21 protein-coding genes are annotated in these 18,824 nt (G+C 49.1%); 6 read left to right on the forward strand and 15 right to left on the reverse strand.

Annotation, left to right across the window (positions count from 1 at the left end; all coding sequences use genetic code 11):
- Positions 1 to 59: 59 nt before the first annotated feature.
- A complete protein-coding gene (locus tag JOY44_RS27240; protein WP_171576625.1) occupies positions 60 to 248 on the reverse strand; it encodes a DsbA family protein in 189 nt (62 codons plus the stop codon).
- Between JOY44_RS27240 and JOY44_RS27245 the strand changes: the two genes are divergently transcribed.
- Complete coding sequence (locus JOY44_RS27245; RefSeq protein ID WP_171576626.1) at positions 238 to 429, forward strand: hypothetical protein; 192 nt, start codon at positions 238 to 240, stop codon at positions 427 to 429. The two genes, JOY44_RS27240 and JOY44_RS27245, sit on opposite strands and share 11 nt — an antisense overlap.
- A gap of 539 nt (positions 430 to 968) precedes the next feature.
- Here JOY44_RS27245 and JOY44_RS27250 read toward each other — a convergent pair.
- Positions 969 to 1,232, reverse strand: coding sequence for a hypothetical protein (locus JOY44_RS27250; RefSeq protein WP_171576628.1), 264 nt, complete (start codon positions 1,230 to 1,232; stop codon positions 969 to 971).
- Between the two features lie 82 nt (positions 1,233 to 1,314).
- Here JOY44_RS27250 and JOY44_RS27255 point away from each other — a divergent pair, with 82 nt between their 5' ends.
- The gene (locus JOY44_RS27255) at positions 1,315 to 2,622 is read left to right on the forward strand and encodes an IS701 family transposase (protein ID WP_171576629.1); all 1,308 of its coding nucleotides are present in this window, start codon (positions 1,315 to 1,317) and stop codon (positions 2,620 to 2,622) included.
- Positions 2,623 to 2,777: 155 nt separating this feature from the next.
- Positions 2,778 to 3,257 (forward strand): MarR family winged helix-turn-helix transcriptional regulator, encoded by a 480-nt coding sequence (locus JOY44_RS27260; RefSeq protein ID WP_171576630.1) that lies wholly within the window; start codon positions 2,778 to 2,780, stop codon positions 3,255 to 3,257.
- A 201-nt stretch (positions 3,258 to 3,458) separates the two neighbouring features.
- Here the strand turns inward: JOY44_RS27260 and JOY44_RS27265 are convergent, their stop codons facing one another.
- The 6 genes from JOY44_RS27265 to JOY44_RS27290 all read right to left on the reverse strand — a co-directional run bounded on the left by JOY44_RS27265 (position 3,459) and on the right by JOY44_RS27290 (position 8,025).
- Complete coding sequence (locus JOY44_RS27265; protein WP_307822134.1) at positions 3,459 to 4,127, reverse strand: glutathione S-transferase family protein; 669 nt, start codon at positions 4,125 to 4,127, stop codon at positions 3,459 to 3,461.
- Between the two features lie 225 nt (positions 4,128 to 4,352).
- Positions 4,353 to 4,808: a DMT family transporter gene (locus tag JOY44_RS27270; protein ID WP_171576631.1), complete on the reverse strand. Its 456-nt coding sequence runs from the start codon at positions 4,806 to 4,808 to the stop codon at positions 4,353 to 4,355.
- A 182-nt stretch (positions 4,809 to 4,990) separates the two neighbouring features.
- Positions 4,991 to 5,569 carry an antibiotic biosynthesis monooxygenase gene (locus tag JOY44_RS27275; RefSeq protein WP_171576632.1) on the reverse strand — a complete coding sequence of 193 codons (579 nt, stop codon included), beginning with the start codon at positions 5,567 to 5,569 and terminating at the stop codon, positions 4,991 to 4,993.
- A 27-nt stretch (positions 5,570 to 5,596) separates the two neighbouring features.
- Complete coding sequence (locus JOY44_RS27280; protein ID WP_171576633.1) at positions 5,597 to 7,159, reverse strand: iron uptake porin; 1,563 nt, start codon at positions 7,157 to 7,159, stop codon at positions 5,597 to 5,599.
- A 90-nt stretch (positions 7,160 to 7,249) separates the two neighbouring features.
- Complete coding sequence (locus JOY44_RS27285; RefSeq protein WP_171576634.1) at positions 7,250 to 7,870, reverse strand: FMN-dependent NADH-azoreductase; 621 nt, start codon at positions 7,868 to 7,870, stop codon at positions 7,250 to 7,252.
- Between the two features lie 14 nt (positions 7,871 to 7,884).
- A complete protein-coding gene (locus tag JOY44_RS27290; protein WP_171576635.1) occupies positions 7,885 to 8,025 on the reverse strand; it encodes a hypothetical protein in 141 nt (46 codons plus the stop codon).
- A gap of 107 nt (positions 8,026 to 8,132) precedes the next feature.
- Here JOY44_RS27290 and JOY44_RS27295 point away from each other — a divergent pair.
- A protein-coding gene (locus JOY44_RS27295; protein WP_242541715.1) for an IS630 family transposase occupies positions 8,133 to 9,010 on the forward strand; the annotation gives its coding sequence in 2 pieces (ribosomal slippage) (positions 8,133 to 8,462 and positions 8,465 to 9,010; 876 coding nt in all).
- Here the strand turns inward: JOY44_RS27295 and JOY44_RS27300 are convergent.
- The 7 genes from JOY44_RS27300 to JOY44_RS27330 form a co-directional block, all read right to left on the reverse strand.
- Entirely contained in the window at positions 9,007 to 9,591 is a 585-nt protein-coding gene (locus JOY44_RS27300) for an isochorismatase family protein (protein WP_171576636.1), read from the reverse strand. The two genes, JOY44_RS27295 and JOY44_RS27300, sit on opposite strands and share 4 nt — an antisense overlap.
- Before the next feature lie 142 nt (positions 9,592 to 9,733).
- Positions 9,734 to 10,402, reverse strand: coding sequence for an isochorismate family cysteine hydrolase YcaC (gene ycaC / locus JOY44_RS27305; RefSeq protein WP_171576637.1), 669 nt, complete (start codon positions 10,400 to 10,402; stop codon positions 9,734 to 9,736).
- 280 nt (positions 10,403 to 10,682) lie between these two features.
- Complete coding sequence (locus tag JOY44_RS27310; RefSeq protein WP_171576638.1) at positions 10,683 to 11,399, reverse strand: SDR family oxidoreductase; 717 nt, start codon at positions 11,397 to 11,399, stop codon at positions 10,683 to 10,685.
- Positions 11,356 to 11,595: a hypothetical protein gene (locus tag JOY44_RS27315; RefSeq protein WP_171576639.1), complete on the reverse strand. Its 240-nt coding sequence runs from the start codon at positions 11,593 to 11,595 to the stop codon at positions 11,356 to 11,358. Before JOY44_RS27315 ends, JOY44_RS27310 begins: the two co-directional genes overlap by 44 nt.
- A 203-nt stretch (positions 11,596 to 11,798) precedes the next feature.
- Positions 11,799 to 12,524 (reverse strand): alpha/beta fold hydrolase, encoded by a 726-nt coding sequence (locus JOY44_RS27320; RefSeq protein WP_171576640.1) that lies wholly within the window; start codon positions 12,522 to 12,524, stop codon positions 11,799 to 11,801.
- A gap of 143 nt (positions 12,525 to 12,667) precedes the next feature.
- Entirely contained in the window at positions 12,668 to 13,372 is a 705-nt protein-coding gene (locus JOY44_RS27325; protein ID WP_171576641.1) for a pirin family protein, read from the reverse strand.
- Positions 13,373 to 13,521: 149 nt separating this feature from the next.
- Positions 13,522 to 14,351 (reverse strand): IS1 family transposase gene (locus tag JOY44_RS27330; protein WP_171573290.1). Its coding sequence is split into 2 segments (ribosomal slippage): positions 13,522 to 14,007 and positions 14,010 to 14,351, totalling 828 coding nucleotides; the frame shifts between segments, so codons are not numbered across the junction.
- An 86-nt stretch (positions 14,352 to 14,437) separates the two neighbouring features.
- Between JOY44_RS27330 and JOY44_RS27335 the strand changes: the two genes are divergently transcribed.
- Entirely contained in the window at positions 14,438 to 15,334 is an 897-nt protein-coding gene (locus JOY44_RS27335) for a LysR family transcriptional regulator (RefSeq protein WP_171576750.1), read from the forward strand.
- A gap of 247 nt (positions 15,335 to 15,581) precedes the next feature.
- Complete coding sequence (locus JOY44_RS27340) at positions 15,582 to 18,779, forward strand: GAF domain-containing protein (RefSeq protein ID WP_207211232.1); 3,198 nt, start codon at positions 15,582 to 15,584, stop codon at positions 18,777 to 18,779.
- Positions 18,780 to 18,824 lie beyond the last annotated feature (45 nt).

Consider the following 18,824-nt stretch of genomic DNA (forward strand, 5'->3'; position numbering starts at 1 on the left):
TGGCGACTTTGTTAGGTGTTGTGACCGTAGCCATATCGGTTAGGGCAGGGTCATCTGATTTAAGATGCTGTGGCTTGCATTAAACCTTCAAGATCTTGATTAGGTTGGCAGCGAATGCCAATGAAAAAGGCAGGCGTTTCTTGAACTCCATGCTGCTGACCACTCTGGACATCAATCTGGACGCGCGCTCTGTGAACGCGAGCTGATAATTCCTGCAAGAATCGAGGAACATCAAGATTGAGTCGCACCGCATATTCCACTAAATCGGCATCAGCAAGTGCCCGTGAATTTTACAAGAGCAGTTCGGGCATCTGCCCGAACTGCTTCCGCTGTCTCTGCGGCTTTTTGAGCTTGGGGATGCCGATGAGTCAGGCGAAAGTGACGAAAAACAAACGCAATCGCCTAATTGCGCCTGAAGTTGTTGGATAAGAAAATAGCATCGACCTGACCGCGGGCATTCATAATCGCCATACTCCATCAGCAAAATGGGAGCATCACTTGATCCACAAAAATGATCGCAATCATGCAATGTGAAAATAACACTACCGATTTCGCTTGGCTGACTCATAGCAATCACAAGTGCGTTTTCGTTGCTCTTATCCTATGAGGTTCAACTTAAGTTGCAAACTGCCTTAAATCCAGGCTTTAAACTAACCAAAAGGCAGTCTCAAATTTTGACTTTTTGCTGAGAAATTTGCTTAACTTTTGGCTAGGCATGATGGTAGGCCCTGCCACCTGACTGACTGACACATCTTGTCAGATGAGGGGTCAAATACCAAGTACTCTGAGGATTACCACATCACCAGAAGGCGTTATGGAAGAAACCCCTCGCTTCTATATGCGCTGCGACAGCTATGGGGTCAATACTGCCACCCTAGAGACCAACGCCTGTTGTAATCCGGTAGTGCATCAAATAATGGTGGGGTAGGTGACGAGCTCGTGCCACGTCCAAGATTTGTGGGCTAATCCTACTGTTCCTGAGGAATCACTCGTTGCAACCGACGCTCCAGGATGAGGCGATCGCGCTCCGACAGCAGACGGTCGGCTGTTGATTCAGCACCCATCCTGGCAGCTTGAACCTTTGAATCTTTGACATTTACGGTTTCAGTGGTCTGAGCATTCGTCGGCTGAGTGTTTGCTTGAGGAGCTCTTGCTTGAGGAGTCGCACTCGCAGGCGCAGCCAGAGTTGCGACTAACAAAATAGTTAAACCAGTATCAATCAGGCGTTGCATAACTGTCTCCTTTTATCCCTCTTAAATCACTCTGAGTAGAGATTATCTAGAATAGGTGTCAGTTGATCTCAATTCAATTGCTATGCCAGCGTCTAGAGTCGCTCGACCGACGATTCGTTTTGTGGATGAATATTGCCAACTGTATGAGGGCTTATTCCCCGAAGTGCGCAGCTTTGAAGCGTTCAAGCTGTTGCATCTGGGGATGATTAGCGAGATTAAACGCAAATCCTTACCCGCGATTGCCAAAGTGGTTGGACTTGATAACCAACAAAACTTACATCACTTCCTGAGCGAGTCTCCTTGGCAGATGCATCAGTTACGCCAGAAGCGATTGGAGTTGACCCTCAAGGTCCTCAACGGTCGGTCATTGATATTACTGATTGATGAAACCGGAGATTGTAAGAAGGGCAAAAGTACTGATTATGTCAAACGGCAATACATTGGCAACGTCGGTAAAAAGGAAAATGGCATCGTCGCGGTGACTGCCTACGGATTGGTTAATGGCATGATTGTGCCGTTGAGTTTTGAGGTGTATAAGCCCAAAGAACGACTCAAAGAGGGAGAAGAGTATCAAAGCAAACCGCAAATTGCCGCCAGGATGATTCGCCAATTGCAAGCACTGGGCTTTCAGTTTGAGTTGGTGCTTGCCGATAGTTTGTATGGCGAAAGTAAAGTCAACTTTGTGGATGTGCTCGATGAGTTGAAACTGCCGTATATTCTGGCGATTCGCAGCAACCATGCTCTGTGGTTACCGCAAGACCAAGAGGTGTACCAGGAGCCGTGGCAAACCTTCAAGCGCACCTTTAGCAATGGCACCACTGAGACTCGCTACAGGGCAGAGGTGATTTACGGCAAACGGCATCGCAAGCAGTATTGGCTTTTGACCACTGACCCCGAAACTCTGCCAGACAATTCCACTTCCTTTGTGATGGTCTGTGCCCCGGCAGTCAACCTGGGTGAGATTGGCGACAGTTATGGCTTTAGAACCTGGATTGAGTATGGTCTCAAGCAAGCTAAAGATGCGCTGGGCTGGGCTGATTTTCGCATGACCCGTTATGAGCAGATTGAAAAGTGGTGGGAGTTGGTCATGAGTGCGTTTTTGATGGTCAGTTTGTTTGCCGACCCATTCAACGACTCCTGTCCACTGGCCCATCAGCAGTTTGTGCAACATCCTTGGTGGAATAACCAGAGCGGTTGGAAGAACTTACTCAACAATCTGCGCTTAATCATTCAACCTTTAGTTTGCTTCAATTGGCTTAAACACTGGTTGACGGTTTTTCCCATTGCTTCCCTTCAGTTAGGGTTTGAGCAACTGACGCAGAAGATGAATCAGTTTATCTGTCCACGGGTGCATCAGCTAAACCTCCAACTTATCTTTTCATCTGCTTAAAGTGATTAATGAGGGATAGGATGATTGTGTTTGATTTGATTGCTATCGACTTGGTTGCACTTGCAACTAGATTAGTTATACTCCAATCTGATTACAAATGCAACTAGATTGAGTAGAATAGTTTCAGATGCAATTACTTGATGGAGGGGTGAGCAATGGGAACACTAGATCGTCCAGCCCTGGATGAGTCTCGCAGCCGACTGTGGCGATTATTTCGCACCACATGTGTCGTTGTCACAGAGCAGATTGAGCAAGACCTAGAGGCGGAGGGGCTACCGCCCTTAATCTGGTACAGCGTGTTATGGGCGTTGGAGCGTGCCCCGGATCATGAAATGCGCCTGCATGAATTGGCTCAGGAAGTGTTTCTCAGTCGCAGCAATATCACACGCCTGATTGATCGCCTGGAAGATGCCGGGTTGCTATGTCGCAAGCGCTGCCCCAACGATCGGCGGGGGCAATATGCCGCCCTGACAGAGGCGGGATTGGCGATGCGAAAACGGATGTGGGCAGTCTATTCTGGAGGCATTGCCAGCTACTTCACGGATCACCTCAACGATGAAGAGGTGCAACTGCTGGACACCGTGTTCGATCGTGCTCTCACCACTGCTCAAGCGGGACTAGGGACTGGAGGTTAGAGAACAAGCCAATACTCCTCATTTCTCACTCCTCATTTCTCCCAACCCATGCCTTCCACCCAAACCATCCCCGCAAGGAGATAAATCTGATGCCCTTGCCTGGCTGCGTCGCTAAAACTGGAGAGCAGCAGTTTCCGTCCATGACGGCGGGAGAGTATCTGATGCAGCTATTTCTTTCCTACAGTAGTAACAAAAGAGGGATTAGACAGTAACTAACGTGGAAAGATGAGAATTGCGGTTTTTTAGGAACGTTAGCAGTCGTTCTGGGTAGTCAGCGGCAACAGCCGTTTGAATGGAGGAGCGGGCTTGTAGCGATCGCCGCCACTGGCTGACCTGGGGCGTGTCCGTAAAAAAGCCGCTGTTTGAAATGGTTTCAAATACATTGAAATAGCGAAAGATGGGTCCATAGACGGCATCCACAAGTGAAAACCTTTCTCCAGCAAAATAAGGACTCGCTGTGAGGTTTTGTTCTAACCAAACAAATTTATCAACTAACTCCTGCCGTTTCTGTTCAAAGGCATCTGCATTAGGCGCATTGTAGAACCCAGCGATCGTATTGAGGACACTGGAGCCAAACTCAATCCATGAGCGATGCTTAGCTTTTTCAAGTGGATCAGCCGGATGCAGCGAACCAGGTGTGATTTCATCGAGATATTCGCAGATCACCGCTGATTCAAACAACACATCATCACCAACACGCAGCACAGGCACCTTTCCTAAAGGCGAAAGTTGCCGAAACCAATCGGGTTTGTTTGCCAGGTCAATATAGGTGAGATCGTGAGGAATGTCTTTTTCGACCAATGTGATCACTGCCCGCTGCACGTAGGGACAGAGGTGATGACTCACCAGTTCAAGTTTAGGCATTGACATCAGAATATCCTCTTCTATAGAAACTACAGACTCGGCGCGAGCGTCAAGACTGGGTGTATCGACATGAGCATGAAGGAAACACTGGCATTGAGCAAGGGCTCTGTGTAAATGTGAGCGTTGGCAGAGACTTTTCAGCGGGTGATTAGGCAACTGCCAAAACAACTCTGCCAAGACCTGTAGTGGATGAAGGTTGTCGTTAAAAAGTAATTCTGTCCGAATCGTGGTTTATTTTTTAGCATAGGCAACAAAAGAAACTCCAATAATCACCAATACAACTCCAGCAATACGTAAAGGGTTGGCTGAAACTTTAGTCAGTCCAATCACACCGTAGTGATCGAGAAAAAGCGCACAAATCATCTGACCCGCGATCGTCAGTGCTAGCGTGAGCGCCGTACCTATCTTCGCGGCCGCGAAGATAGTTGACCAAACATACAGCGTTCCGAGACATCCGCCGATCCACATCCACCAGGATGTTTGTGAGATCACGGCTGTAGCAGGTAAGGGATAACGAGCAAACCAGCAGATGGCAAGAGAGGCGAGTGTACCAGCCAGATAGGAGATAAATGTCACCTGCATCGGCTGCCCCACATATCGCCTCAGCAGAGCATTGAGGGCAACCTGAACGGGCAATACTGCCCCTCCCATCAGGGTCGCAATGAAGTAGATGCTTTTGTCATTCATAGAATTCTTCTGAGTTTCAATGCTGATAGACTACGATCGCGTCAACACTACTTTTCCAACCGCCTGTCCAGATTTCACCCGTTGATGAGCTTGCAAGAAACTTCGACACGCCGATTGGGGGTAGTCCATCATAGTTGCGACCTTCAGTAATGGGGAAACAGGGAATAGGGGAAGAGAACAGGTTAGAGTTTCGGGTAGAGCCATCGCTTAAATAGCCTGGTCAGGCGGGGCATGATCAGGTAGGTAAGCAGGGCGACGACCAGACCAGTGGTGACCAGTTGATTGAGCAATATTGGTAGGTTGGACAGAATCGGAGCGAGTAATCGACTGACGACAGTCAGAGTGACAAACACGCCTAGCCATGTCACGATCGCCATCTTGTAGCGAGGGGGCGGAGATTTGAGCGGCTGATTGGGTAGACTAAACCAGGTTTCCAATCCGGTAAGAGTTTGAATGGATTCTGGCTGTTCAATCAGGGGTTGTAATCGTTCAATCCATGCGTGCCGCACATCGGACTCTAGCCAGGTTTTGAGGTTGTCGTAGCGATCGAACTTGAGGATCACCACATACTCAGGATGGGAATGATCCTGCGGTCGAATGGTGCTGACACCCAAATGTCCTTTGAATTTTCGGGCATCGCCGCCGATGCCATGAAACCACTCTTCATAGCCTTGTTCCCGCCCAGGACGTACGACATGAGAAATAATTGCCGTGACTGGAGAGTCTTCATCTGTGCCAAGGGTTAACGATTCTTCCATCATCGAATTTGTCTCTTCTGATTGCCATGTTCAAAACAGAAAAACAGTTCTCACTGTAGCGGTGACGATCGTGCCGTTTGCGTCCTGGTTCCCAGCCTTTGTAATCACCTGGAGTGTGGGCGTGATGCGAATTGCATCAGTGATGGGAAAGTTATAGAACGCTTCAAAGTTGGTTTGAGTCGCGTTGCCAATCTCAGAGGCAATGATCGGTTGACCAGCGGCAATGCCACCGATCGCCCCTTGCTTAAACAGGTCAGGAAAAGCAATGCCGGTCATCCAGTAAGCCAGAGTGACATCTTTAAAGGCGGTGTTGCGATACGTGCCCACGCCATACCTACCAAACATCGCCACTTTAGGCGTGAGGCGAACTTCTGCATTCACCCCAAAGACATCAAAACGCTGGTCAAACACTTCTCCACCGCTGTACTGCAAGCGAATCGCCAAATTGCGGAAAGGGGCATACTCCACTTCAACCGTGCCTTGATAGGTATCACCAAACAGACCACGATCGCCTAATGCTGCTGGGCTAGTCACACTATTAGGATACAAAACTCGGGTGAAAGAAGACGTGCCTCGAATGGGTTGCCCAGTACCAGGATTGGCAGCATCGGCAGCAGCATACAAAGCGCGCAGGCTGAAGTCCCCCAGTTTCCAGTCGATTGCCGCTCCAGCACTAGGGCCGTTGACTGGAAACAGAATAAAATTGTTGACCAGTGCTAGGGTGCTGAAGTCTCGAAAGCTGGCGTTGGCGTAGCTGTTGCGATCGACGTAATCGGTGGTGCGAATATCGGGACCGATGGAAACACTAAGATTTCTAACAGGCTGAAAAGTGTAAGACAGCCGCCCAATCCCAAAATTCCCATCGCTGGGTGGTTTAACCGAGTAATCTAACACGCTGCCAAAGTTTGGCTCTAAAACACCCGCAACATTGTCGTTCGCGCCATTGCTGCCCGTATCAATCCGAATTTTGAGTAAGTCGGTACCCGTAAAACTGGTGTTTAGATCGAGGGCAACTCGGTAGAGAACCGTTAGATTCAAGTCCTGATCAGCCAATACTCTCCCAGTTGGATCAATGATGCTTTCCCCTGCAAAATCGCCGCCATTGATTGAGAAGAGGACCTGTCCAGTGAGTTTAGTGGTGGTCGAAAATTGTTGAGCTTCTAAGGTTGCAGTTCGAGCTTCAAGGGTATCTACTCGTCCTCGCAGTGTTGCCAGTTCAGCAGCAAATTCCTCCTGAAGTCGTTGCAAGGTTTGTCGATTGTCTGTTTTAACTAACTCTGCTGTAGCACCGGCGAGGCGCTGATTGAGTTGATCGAGACAGGCATTTAACCCGGCAGCAAACTCATAACGAGTCAGAGATCGCTGTCCGCGAAATGTTTGGTCAGGATAGCCAGCCATACAACCGTAGCGTTCCACCAGCGATCGCAACGCCTGAAACGCCCAATCGGTTGGTTGTACATCGGCAAGCTGGCTCACCGATGTCATCTGACTACTCATCGGCTCCTGAGCAGCGGCAGACCCCAGTAGAGTTTGTGGAATGAGAGACACTCCAGTCATTAAAGAAGGCAGAATAAACCGAGAGAAACGTTTCATCTGGAGCAACCATCATAGAGACATCAAATGGTTAGGCAATTTTAGGCAGCCCGTCTCGAATTAGAAATCAGTGTGATTGCAGGCAACCGACTAACGAGACACCACCACTTTTAAGGCAGATTGAGCAGTAGCGATCGCCTGCTGACGAGCATCATCTCCACCCATCAGATTATCGGCGTGAATCACTTCAACATCGGTGATGCCAATAAAGCCGAAGATGAGTCGCAGATAGGGTTCCTGCATATCGTAGGGATAGTAAGGCGTATCTTTAGGATAGGAACCGCCCCGCGCCGTAATAATCAACAGCTTTTTGCCTGTAACCAAGCCTTTGTAACTGCCATCGGCTTCAACGCTAAAGGTACGACCGACGCGCACAATTTGGTCAAGGTATGCCTTAAAACCTGCGGGAATGCTGAAGTTATACATTGGGACGCTGAAGACATAGCGATCGGCTGCTAAGAATTCATCCACGAGTTCATTCGAGGGACGAATGGCAGCGGCTTGTTCGGGCGTGTGTTGGTCAGGTGCAGAGTAAGCGGCAGCGATCCAGGGTTCATCAATTAGGGGAACGGGATGATGCCCTAAATCGCGATAGGTCACGGTATCACTGGGATGTGCCGCTTTCCAGTTGGCGATGAATTCTTTTGAGAGGGTGCGGGATATCGAGCGATCGTCGCGCGGACTTGAATCAAGATGAAGAAGATGAGTCATAGAAAGAATAGGGTTTAGTAAAGATCAACATCAAAGATTGTTTCACCTGTGCATCCGCAGAGCGATCGGGCACCATCGACAACTGCCTCAGCCATTTTTTGGGTGCTCCCCAGCGTTGGGGTATGAACGACCAGGATTTTTGTGGTGTGGGTCATCTCTACACCTCAACCAACTTGGCAAGAATTTCTTGATATAGCTATTGCCAGGACCAATAGGACATAGACTGAGAGGTATCCCCAGCTATAGGAGGGTGAGTGCATCTATGGCAAAAGCATACAGTTACGACTTGCGACAAAAGGTGATCAATGCCATCCAATTAGACGGCATGAAGCAGAGTGAAGCCGCCCAAGTGTTTCAACTCAGTCGCAACACGATCAATCTATGGCTGAAGCGACAGAAGGAAACTGGAGACTACCAAGCCAAAACAACTCGTCCCCATCGAACCACCAGCAAAATCACCGATTGGGACAAGTTTGCCAAATTTGCCAAGCAGCATGGGGGCACAACCCAAGCGCAAATGGTCGAGTTGTGGCAAGACCAACTCAGTGTTCGCACAATTTCCAGGGCGTTACACAAACTGGGCTTGAGTCGAAAAAAAAGACCTATGGCTACCTTGAACGCGATGAGCACAAACGAGCAGAGTTCCTAGAGCAGCTAGCCAAAGTGTCTTTATCCGACCGGGTGTACATCGATGAATCGGGAATGGATGAGCGAGAGGATTATGGATATGGTTGGTGTGAACCCGGTGTGCGATTTGAAGCACTCAAGTCAGGGCGACGGGTTCAACGAATCAATATGATTGCGGCTTACTGTGAGCACCAACTGAGTGCTGCTTTTACCGTGAACGGCTCTTGTAATCGAGTCGTGTTTGAAATCTGGCTAGAAACGTGTTTGCTGCCAACGCTTAAGCCTGGGAAGGTTTTGATTCTCGACAATGCCACGTTTCATCATGGGGGACGGGTTGCTCAATTGGTGGAGTCGGTAGGGTGTCGGTTGTTATATTTACCCGCTTATTCTCCAGATTTCAATCGGATTGAAAAGTGTTGGGCCTGGCTGAAAAGTCGTATTCGCAACAGCTTGTCTAGCTTTAGTTCTTTACGGCAAGCAATGGAGTCGGTCCTGAAAGATGCTGTGTCCTAACACTGTTGTCTGTAGCTATACATGATGGTCTGGATGGTCTGTCCAACCCCTTCTGACCAGGAGTTCGCCAGTTCTGCCATCACTTGATTGGTAGAAGTCAAGGTGACCCCGTGCTTCTCCATCCGTCTCAAAGCCGTTTCGTCCGCCAGCGTTGTAGGTGAGCCGCCTGCATCCACTACCACCTGAACTTCAAACCCCTCTTCGGTCGCGCTGATAGCGGGATAGACGATACACACGTCATTCGTCAACCCTGCCATAATCAGCTTTTTCTTGCCTGTGGCAATCACTGCACTTTTATACTCGTCATATTCCCAGCAGTTCACCACACCGGGACGTTTAATCCGGTTGTTGTAGGCTTCAGGCGCGATGGTTTGCAAGTCATCCAGCAATAACCCTTGAAAGTGCTCTTCCATGCTGGTGGTCAACACCAATGGCATTCCACCTTCAACTGCTGTACGAGCTAGGGCACGAGTGTTTTTAACAATTTCCTCGCGTGGCAAATTGCGGGCAAGTTTGATGGTGCCTTGCTGATGGTCAATCAGCAGCATCGCCGCATTCTCGACAGTGAACTTGTTCTTCATGGGACTCTCCTAAAAGTTAATTTGTGCGTTGCAGGTAGCCATCATCGGCTAGAAACATGTATGTCTCCGCTAAGTTCAAAGTGTGATGACCTAGGGTAGATCGAAGGACACCGCTAATCGAATGGAGACAAAATTAACTCAGTTACCCACTAGTCATTGCCATTGATTTTTCAGAACCCACACTTGCATCAGCCTTGGCGACTGCATAGCTAGTCATTAAATTCTTATAGTCAGGAAGATATCCTGCTAGAAGGGTGCCCAATCCCTCAATGTCGTTGCGCCAATCGCGGTGTAGTTCACACGCAACACTAAACCAATTGACTAATTGAACACCTGCACTCGACATCCGACTCCAAGCAGCGTGGCGACAAACTTCATCAAAGGTGCCAGACGCATCCGTCACTACAAAAACGTCATAGCCAGCTTCGACGGCTGATAGAGCGCAAAATGCGACACAAACATCTGTCACGATGCCAGCAATGATTAGCTGTTTCTTGCCCGTTGCTGCTACGGCTTTAACAAAAGCCTCATTATCCCAGGCGTTAATCTGTCCAGGACGAGCAATGTAGGGAGCGTCCGGAAACATCTCCTTGATCTCCGGCAGCAACGGACCGTTTGGACCTTGCTCAAAGCTGGTGGCTAAAACGGTGGGCAGGTTAAAGAACTTGGCTGTACCAGCAAGTGCAAGCACATTGTTTTTGAAGTCGCTCGCACTAAAGTCCTTGACCAATGAGAAAAGCCCTGTTTGGTGATCGACCAGTAAAACGGCAGCGTTGTTCTTGTCGAGACGGTTGTACTTAAATGTGGACATGAGAAGTTTCCTCATTAAAATAGTTCACGGACTGTTGCAGCATGGAATGAGGGATAAGAGGTTGTCTCCCCTGCCATGCTCTTTGTCATATCAGCGGAGACAAAGACTGTGTGTTTGCGTGTGAGAATTCACTCGCTAATTCCCGATTTAACCTTCTACAAACAAATCTGTTTAGAGCGTAATGCCTTGGGCTTGCATGGCTCGTGCCGTTTGCACTAAAATTTGCTTCTGCTGCAACATTTCCAAATACTTCTTGATGCATCACTAGTGATCAACCAACTTACACGGGTTGATTTGTCGGTACAACTAGCATTCTCGGAATCAGCACATGATCGGGTTGCTCGAGCACAATCCGCACCGCACGGGCAATATCTTCGGGTTGCAGCGATCCACCAGACATGACCCAATCTTTATCGCCTTGTCCCCAATGGTCGTATAGTCCAGTATCAACTGTACCAGGAGCGATCGCCGCAACTTTAATTCCGCTGCCTGCTAGTTCCATGCGTAGGGCATCCGTAAAGGCTTCAACAGCGAATTTAGTGCCATTGTAGGCGGCGTTTTTCGGTGTGGTTTTCAAGCCTGCGACGCTGGAGGTGTTAATCAAAAAGCCGCTGCCTGCCTGTTTGAACTGTCGGAGAGCGATGTAGGCAAGTCGGAATACAGACTCCACATTGAGTCGTACCATCTGGCAGACTGCTTCGATGTCAACTTCCTCGATCGCGCCTGTGGTCATGGCTCCCGCATTGTTGATCACCACATCGAGTTGTCCAAAGGTCGAGATGGCAAAATCCACCAGCTTTTGGGGTACATCGTCATCGGTAATTGTTGCCGCCAAGACTTTGGCGTTTTTTAGCGAAGCTGCCAGTTGATCCAATTTGTCTTGCGATCGCGCCGTCAGCACTAACTTCATTCCAGCTTGATCGAGGTCTTGCGCGATCGCTTTACCAATGCCGCTACTGGCTCCCGTAATTAATGCCACTTTGTTTTGCAGTTCCATCGTTAAGTTCCTCTACTGACGAATGAATTGTTCCGAGAGTAAAAATTGAATCGAGTGTAGATCGGTTTTCAAGTGCCTGCGTTTTGCGTAGATTTCTTACCTCCCACAGCGCTTCTAACGCATCTAACGTGAGTTCCACCAGTTTGAGAAAATGGCTTTCATCGTCGTCGGTAACTTGTAAATGAGCAGCAAACATGGCGCAATCAGCAAATGAGTGGCGCGTTCTCTCATGCTTGAAAACTTTTACTGTCTGGGGCTTCTAGCTCTCTACAGTAGGTTGAGCATCCATTCGTGATCTTAAAGTGCAGGAGGCTTGTCCGAAGCGGCATAGAGGGTTTGCGCCATCGATTTGCTATTGTGCCAAATTGTTTGCTCACGCACATTCGCCATCAGTGAACGTCATAATGTGGTCAGGAATTCTACAAGCTGCTGTGGGTTCGCAGCAAAGGGAGAATGGCTGGTCGCCATTGTCAGAACTTTTTGACAGGGTAAGGCAGTATACATCTTCTGCTGAATGATGTTAGGCACGGTATTATCCTGCATTGTTTCAATGTAGAAGCGCTTTTCAGCATATTGTTTGGCATCAGCATGCACTGTCAATGGTGTAGCAAAAGGGGCGATCGCCTGTTCTCGCATCTTGGCTTGAATCACTGCCACATCAGCATCACTACAATCGGCACAAAAGACCTCTTTCACCCCATCAGGGTTAACGCTGGCAGCTTCAGGTGACGTTTGCACCCAGTTTGTAAATAGCTTGGAACCTGCGTGTTCCGGTTCCTGAGTTTTACCATACAGTGACTCACCCGCTTGTAATAGGTAAGCACTGATGTAAACGAGTTTTTCCACACGATCGGGAACCACCTCATTCGCCTGAGAAATGACAATGCCGCCCATGCTGTGCCCCACTAAAGTTACGGGTTGTACCTGCGCGTTGATGGTTTCCACCACTCTATCGGTATAACCTTGCAACGTGACTTGGGCAATCGGCGTTTGATCAGCACCACTGCCCGGCAGATCTAGTACAACAACGTCATGCCCTGCGGCAGTCAGCAGCGGTTTGACCTGATCCCAACACCAAGCGCCGAGCCATGCCCCATGTACTAATACAAACGTTTTGTTTGACATTGCGTTTAAGCTCCTATTGCATCATTCAGAGGTAGAGCAAATTAGATGTCGAGCAACGATTAAAATCTCGACGGAAAGCAGCACAGGTAACTATTTGTTACTGAATAGATACTAATGGAGGTATGTGCACTGCCACCCAGATACTATGCCGCCATGTCAAACAGCAATACTTCAGCAGTATTAGACGCACCTTGCAGCGTAATCTGTGATTCCTGAGCGATCACAGCCCCATCGCCAGCGGCCAGTGTTTGACCATTCAGTTGAACGGCACCCTGCGCCACTTGCAACCAGGCAACTCGTCCATTGGCGAAGGTGTGGCTGATGGCATTGCCCTCGTTCAACGTGGCAGCGTAAAAGTCAACATTTTGGTGAATCGTAATGGAGCCATCACGACCATCACGAGAGCCAACCAACCTCAGCGTCCCGCGCTTCTCTGCGTCAGTAAAGGTCTTTTGTTCATAACCGGGTTCAATCCCTTTCTGTTCTGGCAAAATCCAGATTTGTAGGAAATGGACTGGCTCGGTTTTGGAAGCATTGTACTCGCTGTGCTGGATGCCCGTGCCAGCAGACATCCGCTGCACATCTCCAGGACGAATCACTGAGCCTGTACCGATACTGTCTTTATGTTCCAAAGCACCTTCTAACACATAGGAAATGATTTCCATATCGCGGTGCCCGTGAGTACTGAAGCCTTGTCCAGGAGTCACTTTGTCTTCGTTAATCACACGCAAGTTAGCGAAGCCCATGTGATCGGGGTCGTAATACTCACCAAAGGAGAAAGTGTGACGACTATCGAGCCAACCAAAATTAGCAGTACCACGATCCTGAGCCGGTCGAATTGCAATCATATCTTGTGATTTCGAATGGGTGGGAGCAATTTGTTTTAGCAACATCGGTATTATGAGTTCAACTGAAATAAAAGACAATATGTTATTTTGCGTACAGACTGTCTCTAAAAAATTTACAATGCCTCGCCAATGGATAAGTTGGTAGTGCACTAAAGGATTGTGGGGTAGGTAACGACATCCTGCCAGGTCCAAGGCTGCTCAGCCAGTTTTGCTCGTTGAGCCGCAGTTGTTTTGAATCGACTATGCCGCCAAATCCAATTGAAATAGCTGACTACTAAGCGTGTTGTCACTTTCGTTTGCTCCCACAGCTTGCCGAACTTGTTTTGCCTGCGGTGCCATCGAGCAGTTTGTTGTCGGACGATGCCGTTGGTTCGCTCTAAGCGCTGCGTTTTGTCTTTGCCAACATAGTGCAGAATTTCAGGCGGAAGGACTCGTTCATAGCCTCCCCAGTCATCACTGTTCCACTGTTTGCAAGCCGTTTTTCCCTGTGTACTAATTACCAATTCCTCAATAAGTTCGTCTGTATGCTTGCCCACTCGTGCCGCTAAAATCAGTCCACTGGAGTCCGCTAAACTCAGACCTATCCAGCAGTCTCCCACTTCTAATTCATTGGAAAGACATTGCTTCTGTTTTTTTGCACGAAAGACCACATCTCATCCGCACTCACCTCTGCGGTTGCCACTTGCTTGACCTGGTCGTTATGAATTAGCTGAGCCTTGGCACTCGATGCCCGAACAATACTGACCACGGTGTTGTATGCCAAGCCTGTAATTCGGCTAATCCCTCGTAAGCTGCTGCCCTCACTATGAGCTTGTAGCACCTGCTGAACTTGTTCCGGACTCACTCGTCGCCAGTAGTACAGCGTGTCAAAGCTCTCACAGAAGGTTTGCTGGCAGTGAGGGCAGAAATAGCGTTGGTGTCCATTGGGCAGCTTGCCATGCTTATGACACTTAGGATGACCACAAAGTCGGCATTCCATAGCTTCTTGAGGGGAAAGAATTGATCCTACTTTACCAAGCCCACAATCCTTTAACCTTTACCAAGCCCACAATCCTTTAACGCACAATCGATAAGTTCGAAAGTATTCGCGCCTTTACCCAAGTCGTGATTTCGGGTGGTTTTGCGGCAGCGGCGCGGGACATGGGAGTATCACGATCGGTCGTCAATAAACTGGTGATTGCCCTGGAAAATGAACTGGGAGTGCAGTTGTTGCATCGCAGTACGCGGATAGTAACTCCGACGGAGAGCGGGTTAGCGTTTCATGAGCGGTGCCTGGAGATTTTGGCAAGTCTGGAGGAAGCAGAGCGATCGCTGACTCAACTACAAGCGGAACCGAGAGGTAGACTAAGAGTGAACGCGCCGATGACGTTTGGCACCATGCACTTGGCTCCTGCCCTTGCTGACTTTGTCGTGCAGTATCCCGATCTTCAGGTACAACTGACCCTGAACGATCGCTTTATTGACCCGATCGAAGAAGGCTTCGATGTCACAGTACGAATTGCCAAAGCTCAAGAGAGCGCAAGTTTGATTGTGCATCCGTTGTCTGCGGCTCCCCGAGTGCTGTGTGCGGCTCCCAGATATCTAGAGAGATATGGAACTCCCAATCACCCATATGAATTGCAGCACCATTCTTGTTTGCATTATGGTCAACTTGCCGTGGAAGATCAGTGGACATTGATTGGACCCGAAGGAGAGCAAACAGTTTCGGTGAATGGAGTACTGTGTTCTAATAACGGCGAAGTCCTTAGGGATGCAGCCGTTGGTGGTTTAGGGATTACGTTACTGCCGACATTTATTGTCGAGCAGGAACTGCAACAAGGGACGCTGCGAATTGTATTGCCCAACTATCAGCCACCCGAACTTTCGATTTCGGTAATCTATCCGGTCAATCGTCACCTGTCAACCAAGGTGCGGTTGCTGGTTGATTTCCTTCAGAAACAGCTTGGTGAGCAATCGAATTGAAATCGTGGGTCAAGATGACATGAAGCCGATACCAGTTCTATCACCTCCTTAAATGTTCACCTCCTTAAATGTCTCCAAGCCTTTCACCCAAGCAATTTGCAGTTGAGTAGCTGTGGAATTGCGCTTGAACAAGAGCTTAATCGGTTATTCTCTAGCTGTCGCTAGTCCTGAGATTGGAATACCTATTAAAGAAGTTGGGTTTTGGATGAACAAAAGTTAAGGATACAGCCCTAACTTTCGTTGGATTTTGTCTAAACTTTCGTTGAGTTCAGTTCAATCTGAAGCTTGTATAGTAAGACTGCGTCCAATCCCGAATTTTCAGGAAAACCCTGTTCTTGCTCTAGAGGTTGCTATAGACACAGCACTGGCTCAACTCCACGATCGCCTCTCTGCGCTGGAACAAGAGAATGCCCTGCTGCGATCGCGGCTCCAGTCGTGCGAACAGGAATCACTGCAACTCAGCGTTAGCAATGCTTCAGAACATCGCCTTTTAGAAGCTAGTGCCCAAGTTGCTAGTGCTTTACTGACGATTTCGCCTCTTGATCAAGCCGTCAACACAACTTTACAAATCATTGGCGAGAGTTTGGAGACTGATCGCGTAGCGGTGATCGAGAATTCTGCCCCTTCCTTTAACTCTGCATCTACAGGATGGAAAGTGTTGTATGAATGGACTTCTCCTCATACCACGCCACAGATTTCTCATCCTGATTTATCACAAGGAACCTGGGAGGGCATTGAGGAGTGGTATGAGCGTTTGAGTCAAAATCAAAGCATTAGCTGTCTGCTGGAAGAAATGCCTGAACCGTTCCGAAGTGAGCAAGCAGAACTAGGATTGAAAGCGCTCTATGCTGTTCCCATTTTTGTTGAGGATAAGTATTGGGGAGTCATTGGGTTTGATGACTGCCGTGAAGCAAAACATCGCAGTCCAGCAGAACTGTCGGTATTGAAGATTGCTGCTGATTGTATTGGCAGTGCCATTCAGCGCGAGAGGCTGCGCCAAGCTACGCAACGCACTCAGCAAGCCATTCTAGAAGCGGAACAAGCACGATCGGCTGAACTAGAGAAAGTGAATAAGGCGCTTAAGCGAACGGTCGATGTGCTGGCAATGGAAACAGACCTTGATCGCTTTTTAGGACAGGTGCTCCGAGTGATTGCGGATCAGCTGGAAGCGCCGCTAGCAGAGTATTGGTACCATCCCGAACCCGCTAATCTTGCTTATGTCGGGTTAACGTATTGGCAGGGGCAGATCCTCAAACCAGAGGAACAACCAGGGCATATTGGCTCGTTTGGCTACCCTGTGCCAGCGGCAATGATTCAGCAAGAAAGCCTTCACCATCGCCGGAATCACTTCATCACTGAAGATATGGCAACCAGTCCGCATCTAAGCCAGATTGCCCATGAATCTGGCTTAGATGCTGGCGCTTGGTACAGCTCGCGTGGGGTTAGCAGTGCCCTCAATGTGCCGTTGATTTTAGGTGACAAGACAATCGGGGCACTGATTGTCTTTTTTCCAGGGAGCCGTCCTTTCAGTGAGCCACAGATTGAACTTGCCTATGCCTTGGCGCAGCAGGTAACACTGGCAATTCAACTCACACGATTAGCAGAAGCGGCGAAACAAACGGCGATCGCTCGTGAGCAAAAACAAGCAGCTCAGCATCAGGCCGCAGAACTATCGAGAGCCAACACCCTGCTGCGCAACAGCTTGAGCGACCTATCTACAAATCCCAACCTCAACGATGTTTTGGGGCACTTGCTAGTGGAAGTCGTTCGCTATTCAGGGGCTTTGGTGGGGCACATCTTTAGCTATGATGCCGACCAGAATACCCTCAACCTGACCATTCGCTGCCAGGATGGGCAGCATTTTTTCACCCCTGCTGACGATGAACCGATCCTATTTCAATCCCCTATTCCCGTTGAGCGCACTTTGATTTTTTCTCAGCTTTGCGAACAGCCCAGGTTAGCTGTCCTTAATCAAGAAGACTTTGAAGGACGGTTGTGGCAAGATGTCTCAGAATGGTTTCAAAGCCGTGGTTATCGGGGCACCAGCACCTGTGTGCTGATGGTCGGCGATCGCCCCTTAGGACTCTTAGCAATGGCGTTTCCACAGCCAATCACTTTTAGTTCAGTCGAGGAAGAATTGGTTCTGGCCCTGGCTCAACAAATCGCGTTGGTGCTTCAACTAACAATCTTAGGAGAAGCTGACAAGCAAGCGGCGTTAGCGAAGCTGAACGAAGTTCTTGCCCGTGAAGGAGAAGTAGCAGCCTTAGAACAGGTCGCAGAACTCGCAAAAGCGAACGCCTCATTGCGTCGCTCCGTGACACACCTCAGCAGCACAGATAGTTTGCACTCATTTCTGGTGGCTGCGCTTCAGGGGGCGATTCAATCTAGCCGCGCCGCAACGGGGGCTATATTTCTCTACCATAGTGCCTCCCATACTCTACAGATGATGGCTTTAGTGTTACATGGAGAAGTGATAGACATTGCTACTGATCCTCGTGCTGAACTCTGGCGTCCGCCTGTGCCTGCCGACCTGACGCAGATTTTGCAGATGGTTCAAGACCCAGACCACCAGGTTATTTGGTTTACTCAAGATCAACCGTTATCAGAAACCTGGAAATTTTCGCGCCCTTGGCACCAGCAGCATGGACACAAAACTGTCTTCATGATTCCGCTGGCGATCGGTGAACAAGTATTAGGCTTTATGGGACTTGCTTTCACCACGGATCAACCGCCGAGTGAGTTTCGCTTTGAGCAGTGCCGCAGCTTTGCCCACCATGCTGCCCTGGCTATTCAAATGGCTCAGTTAGCTGAGCAGGCTAAAGACGCGGCTCTATTAGAAGAACGTAACCGCATGGCAAGCGAGATCCACGATACCCTTGCTCAAGCCTTCACAGGCATTTCCCTTCAGATCGAAGTAGTCAAATCGCTGGTTCACGAAGAATCCCAAACCGTTCAGCAGATTCTTAAACACATGAGTCAACTAGCCGAAGCCGGACTGACTGAAGCGCGGAGATCGGTCTGGGCACTTTATCCGCTTGCCGCTGAGTATGCAGACTTAGCGCAACTGCTCTATGAAAGTGTGGAGCAAATGACTCGTAACACCTCGATCGCCGTTGAAGTCAATGTGCAGGGAAGCCCTTACAGCCTGCCACCCTTCATCGGCATGAACCTGCTGCGAATTGGGCAAGAGGCCGTTACCAACGCCCTAAAACACGCTCAGGCGGATACACTTGCCATCGAACTTGCCTACGACAGTGATCGTATCAGCCTCACCATCCACGACAATGGGCGAGGCTTCATCCCACCTACCACACCCGACAACATCAACGGCGGCTTTGGACTGATCAGCATGTATGAGCGCTGCGATCGCATTGGTGCCCAAATGAGTTTATCTAGTCAACCAGGGCAAGGCACTCAAATTCTGGTCGAAGCACCGCTCGGTTAGGGAAAGGAAAAGGGAGCAAAGCAGTGAACATACCGCAGAGAAAAA

The sequence above is a fragment of the Leptolyngbya sp. Cla-17 genome, from assembly GCF_016807185.1.
Classification (GTDB): Bacteria; Cyanobacteriota; Cyanobacteriia; order Leptolyngbyales; family Leptolyngbyaceae; genus ULC077BIN1.

Bases quoted from the DNA above. Each gene is read 5' to 3' on its own strand.
- JOY44_RS27250 (WP_171576628.1), bottom strand. From the start codon at position 1,232: ATGCAACGCCTGATTGATACTGGTTTAACTATTTTGTTAGTCGCAACT.
- JOY44_RS27290 (WP_171576635.1), bottom strand. From the start codon at position 8,025: ATGACCCACACCACAAAAATCCTGGTCGTTCATACCCCAACGCTGGGG.
- JOY44_RS27280 (WP_171576633.1), bottom strand. From the start codon at position 7,159: ATGAAACGTTTCTCTCGGTTTATTCTGCCTTCTTTAATGACTGGAGTG.
- JOY44_RS27320 (WP_171576640.1), bottom strand. From the start codon at position 12,524: ATGTCAAACAAAACGTTTGTATTAGTACATGGGGCATGGCTCGGCGCT.
- JOY44_RS27310 (WP_171576638.1), bottom strand. From the start codon at position 11,399: ATGGAACTGCAAAACAAAGTGGCATTAATTACGGGAGCCAGTAGCGGC.
- JOY44_RS27270 (WP_171576631.1), bottom strand. From the start codon at position 4,808: ATGAATGACAAAAGCATCTACTTCATTGCGACCCTGATGGGAGGGGCA.
- JOY44_RS27300 (WP_171576636.1), bottom strand. From the start codon at position 9,591: ATGAAGAACAAGTTCACTGTCGAGAATGCGGCGATGCTGCTGATTGAC.
- JOY44_RS27275 (WP_171576632.1), bottom strand. From the start codon at position 5,569: ATGATGGAAGAATCGTTAACCCTTGGCACAGATGAAGACTCTCCAGTC.
- JOY44_RS27255 (WP_171576629.1), top strand. From the start codon at position 1,315: ATGCCAGCGTCTAGAGTCGCTCGACCGACGATTCGTTTTGTGGATGAA.
- ycaC (WP_171576637.1), bottom strand. From the start codon at position 10,402: ATGTCCACATTTAAGTACAACCGTCTCGACAAGAACAACGCTGCCGTT.
- JOY44_RS27315 (WP_171576639.1), bottom strand. From the start codon at position 11,595: ATGTTTGCTGCTCATTTACAAGTTACCGACGACGATGAAAGCCATTTT.
- JOY44_RS27285 (WP_171576634.1), bottom strand. From the start codon at position 7,870: ATGACTCATCTTCTTCATCTTGATTCAAGTCCGCGCGACGATCGCTCG.
- JOY44_RS27260 (WP_171576630.1), top strand. From the start codon at position 2,778: ATGGGAACACTAGATCGTCCAGCCCTGGATGAGTCTCGCAGCCGACTG.
- JOY44_RS27325 (WP_171576641.1), bottom strand. From the start codon at position 13,372: ATGATTGCAATTCGACCGGCTCAGGATCGTGGTACTGCTAATTTTGGT.
- JOY44_RS27265 (WP_307822134.1), bottom strand. From the start codon at position 4,127: ATGTCAATGCCTAAACTTGAACTGGTGAGTCATCACCTCTGTCCCTAC.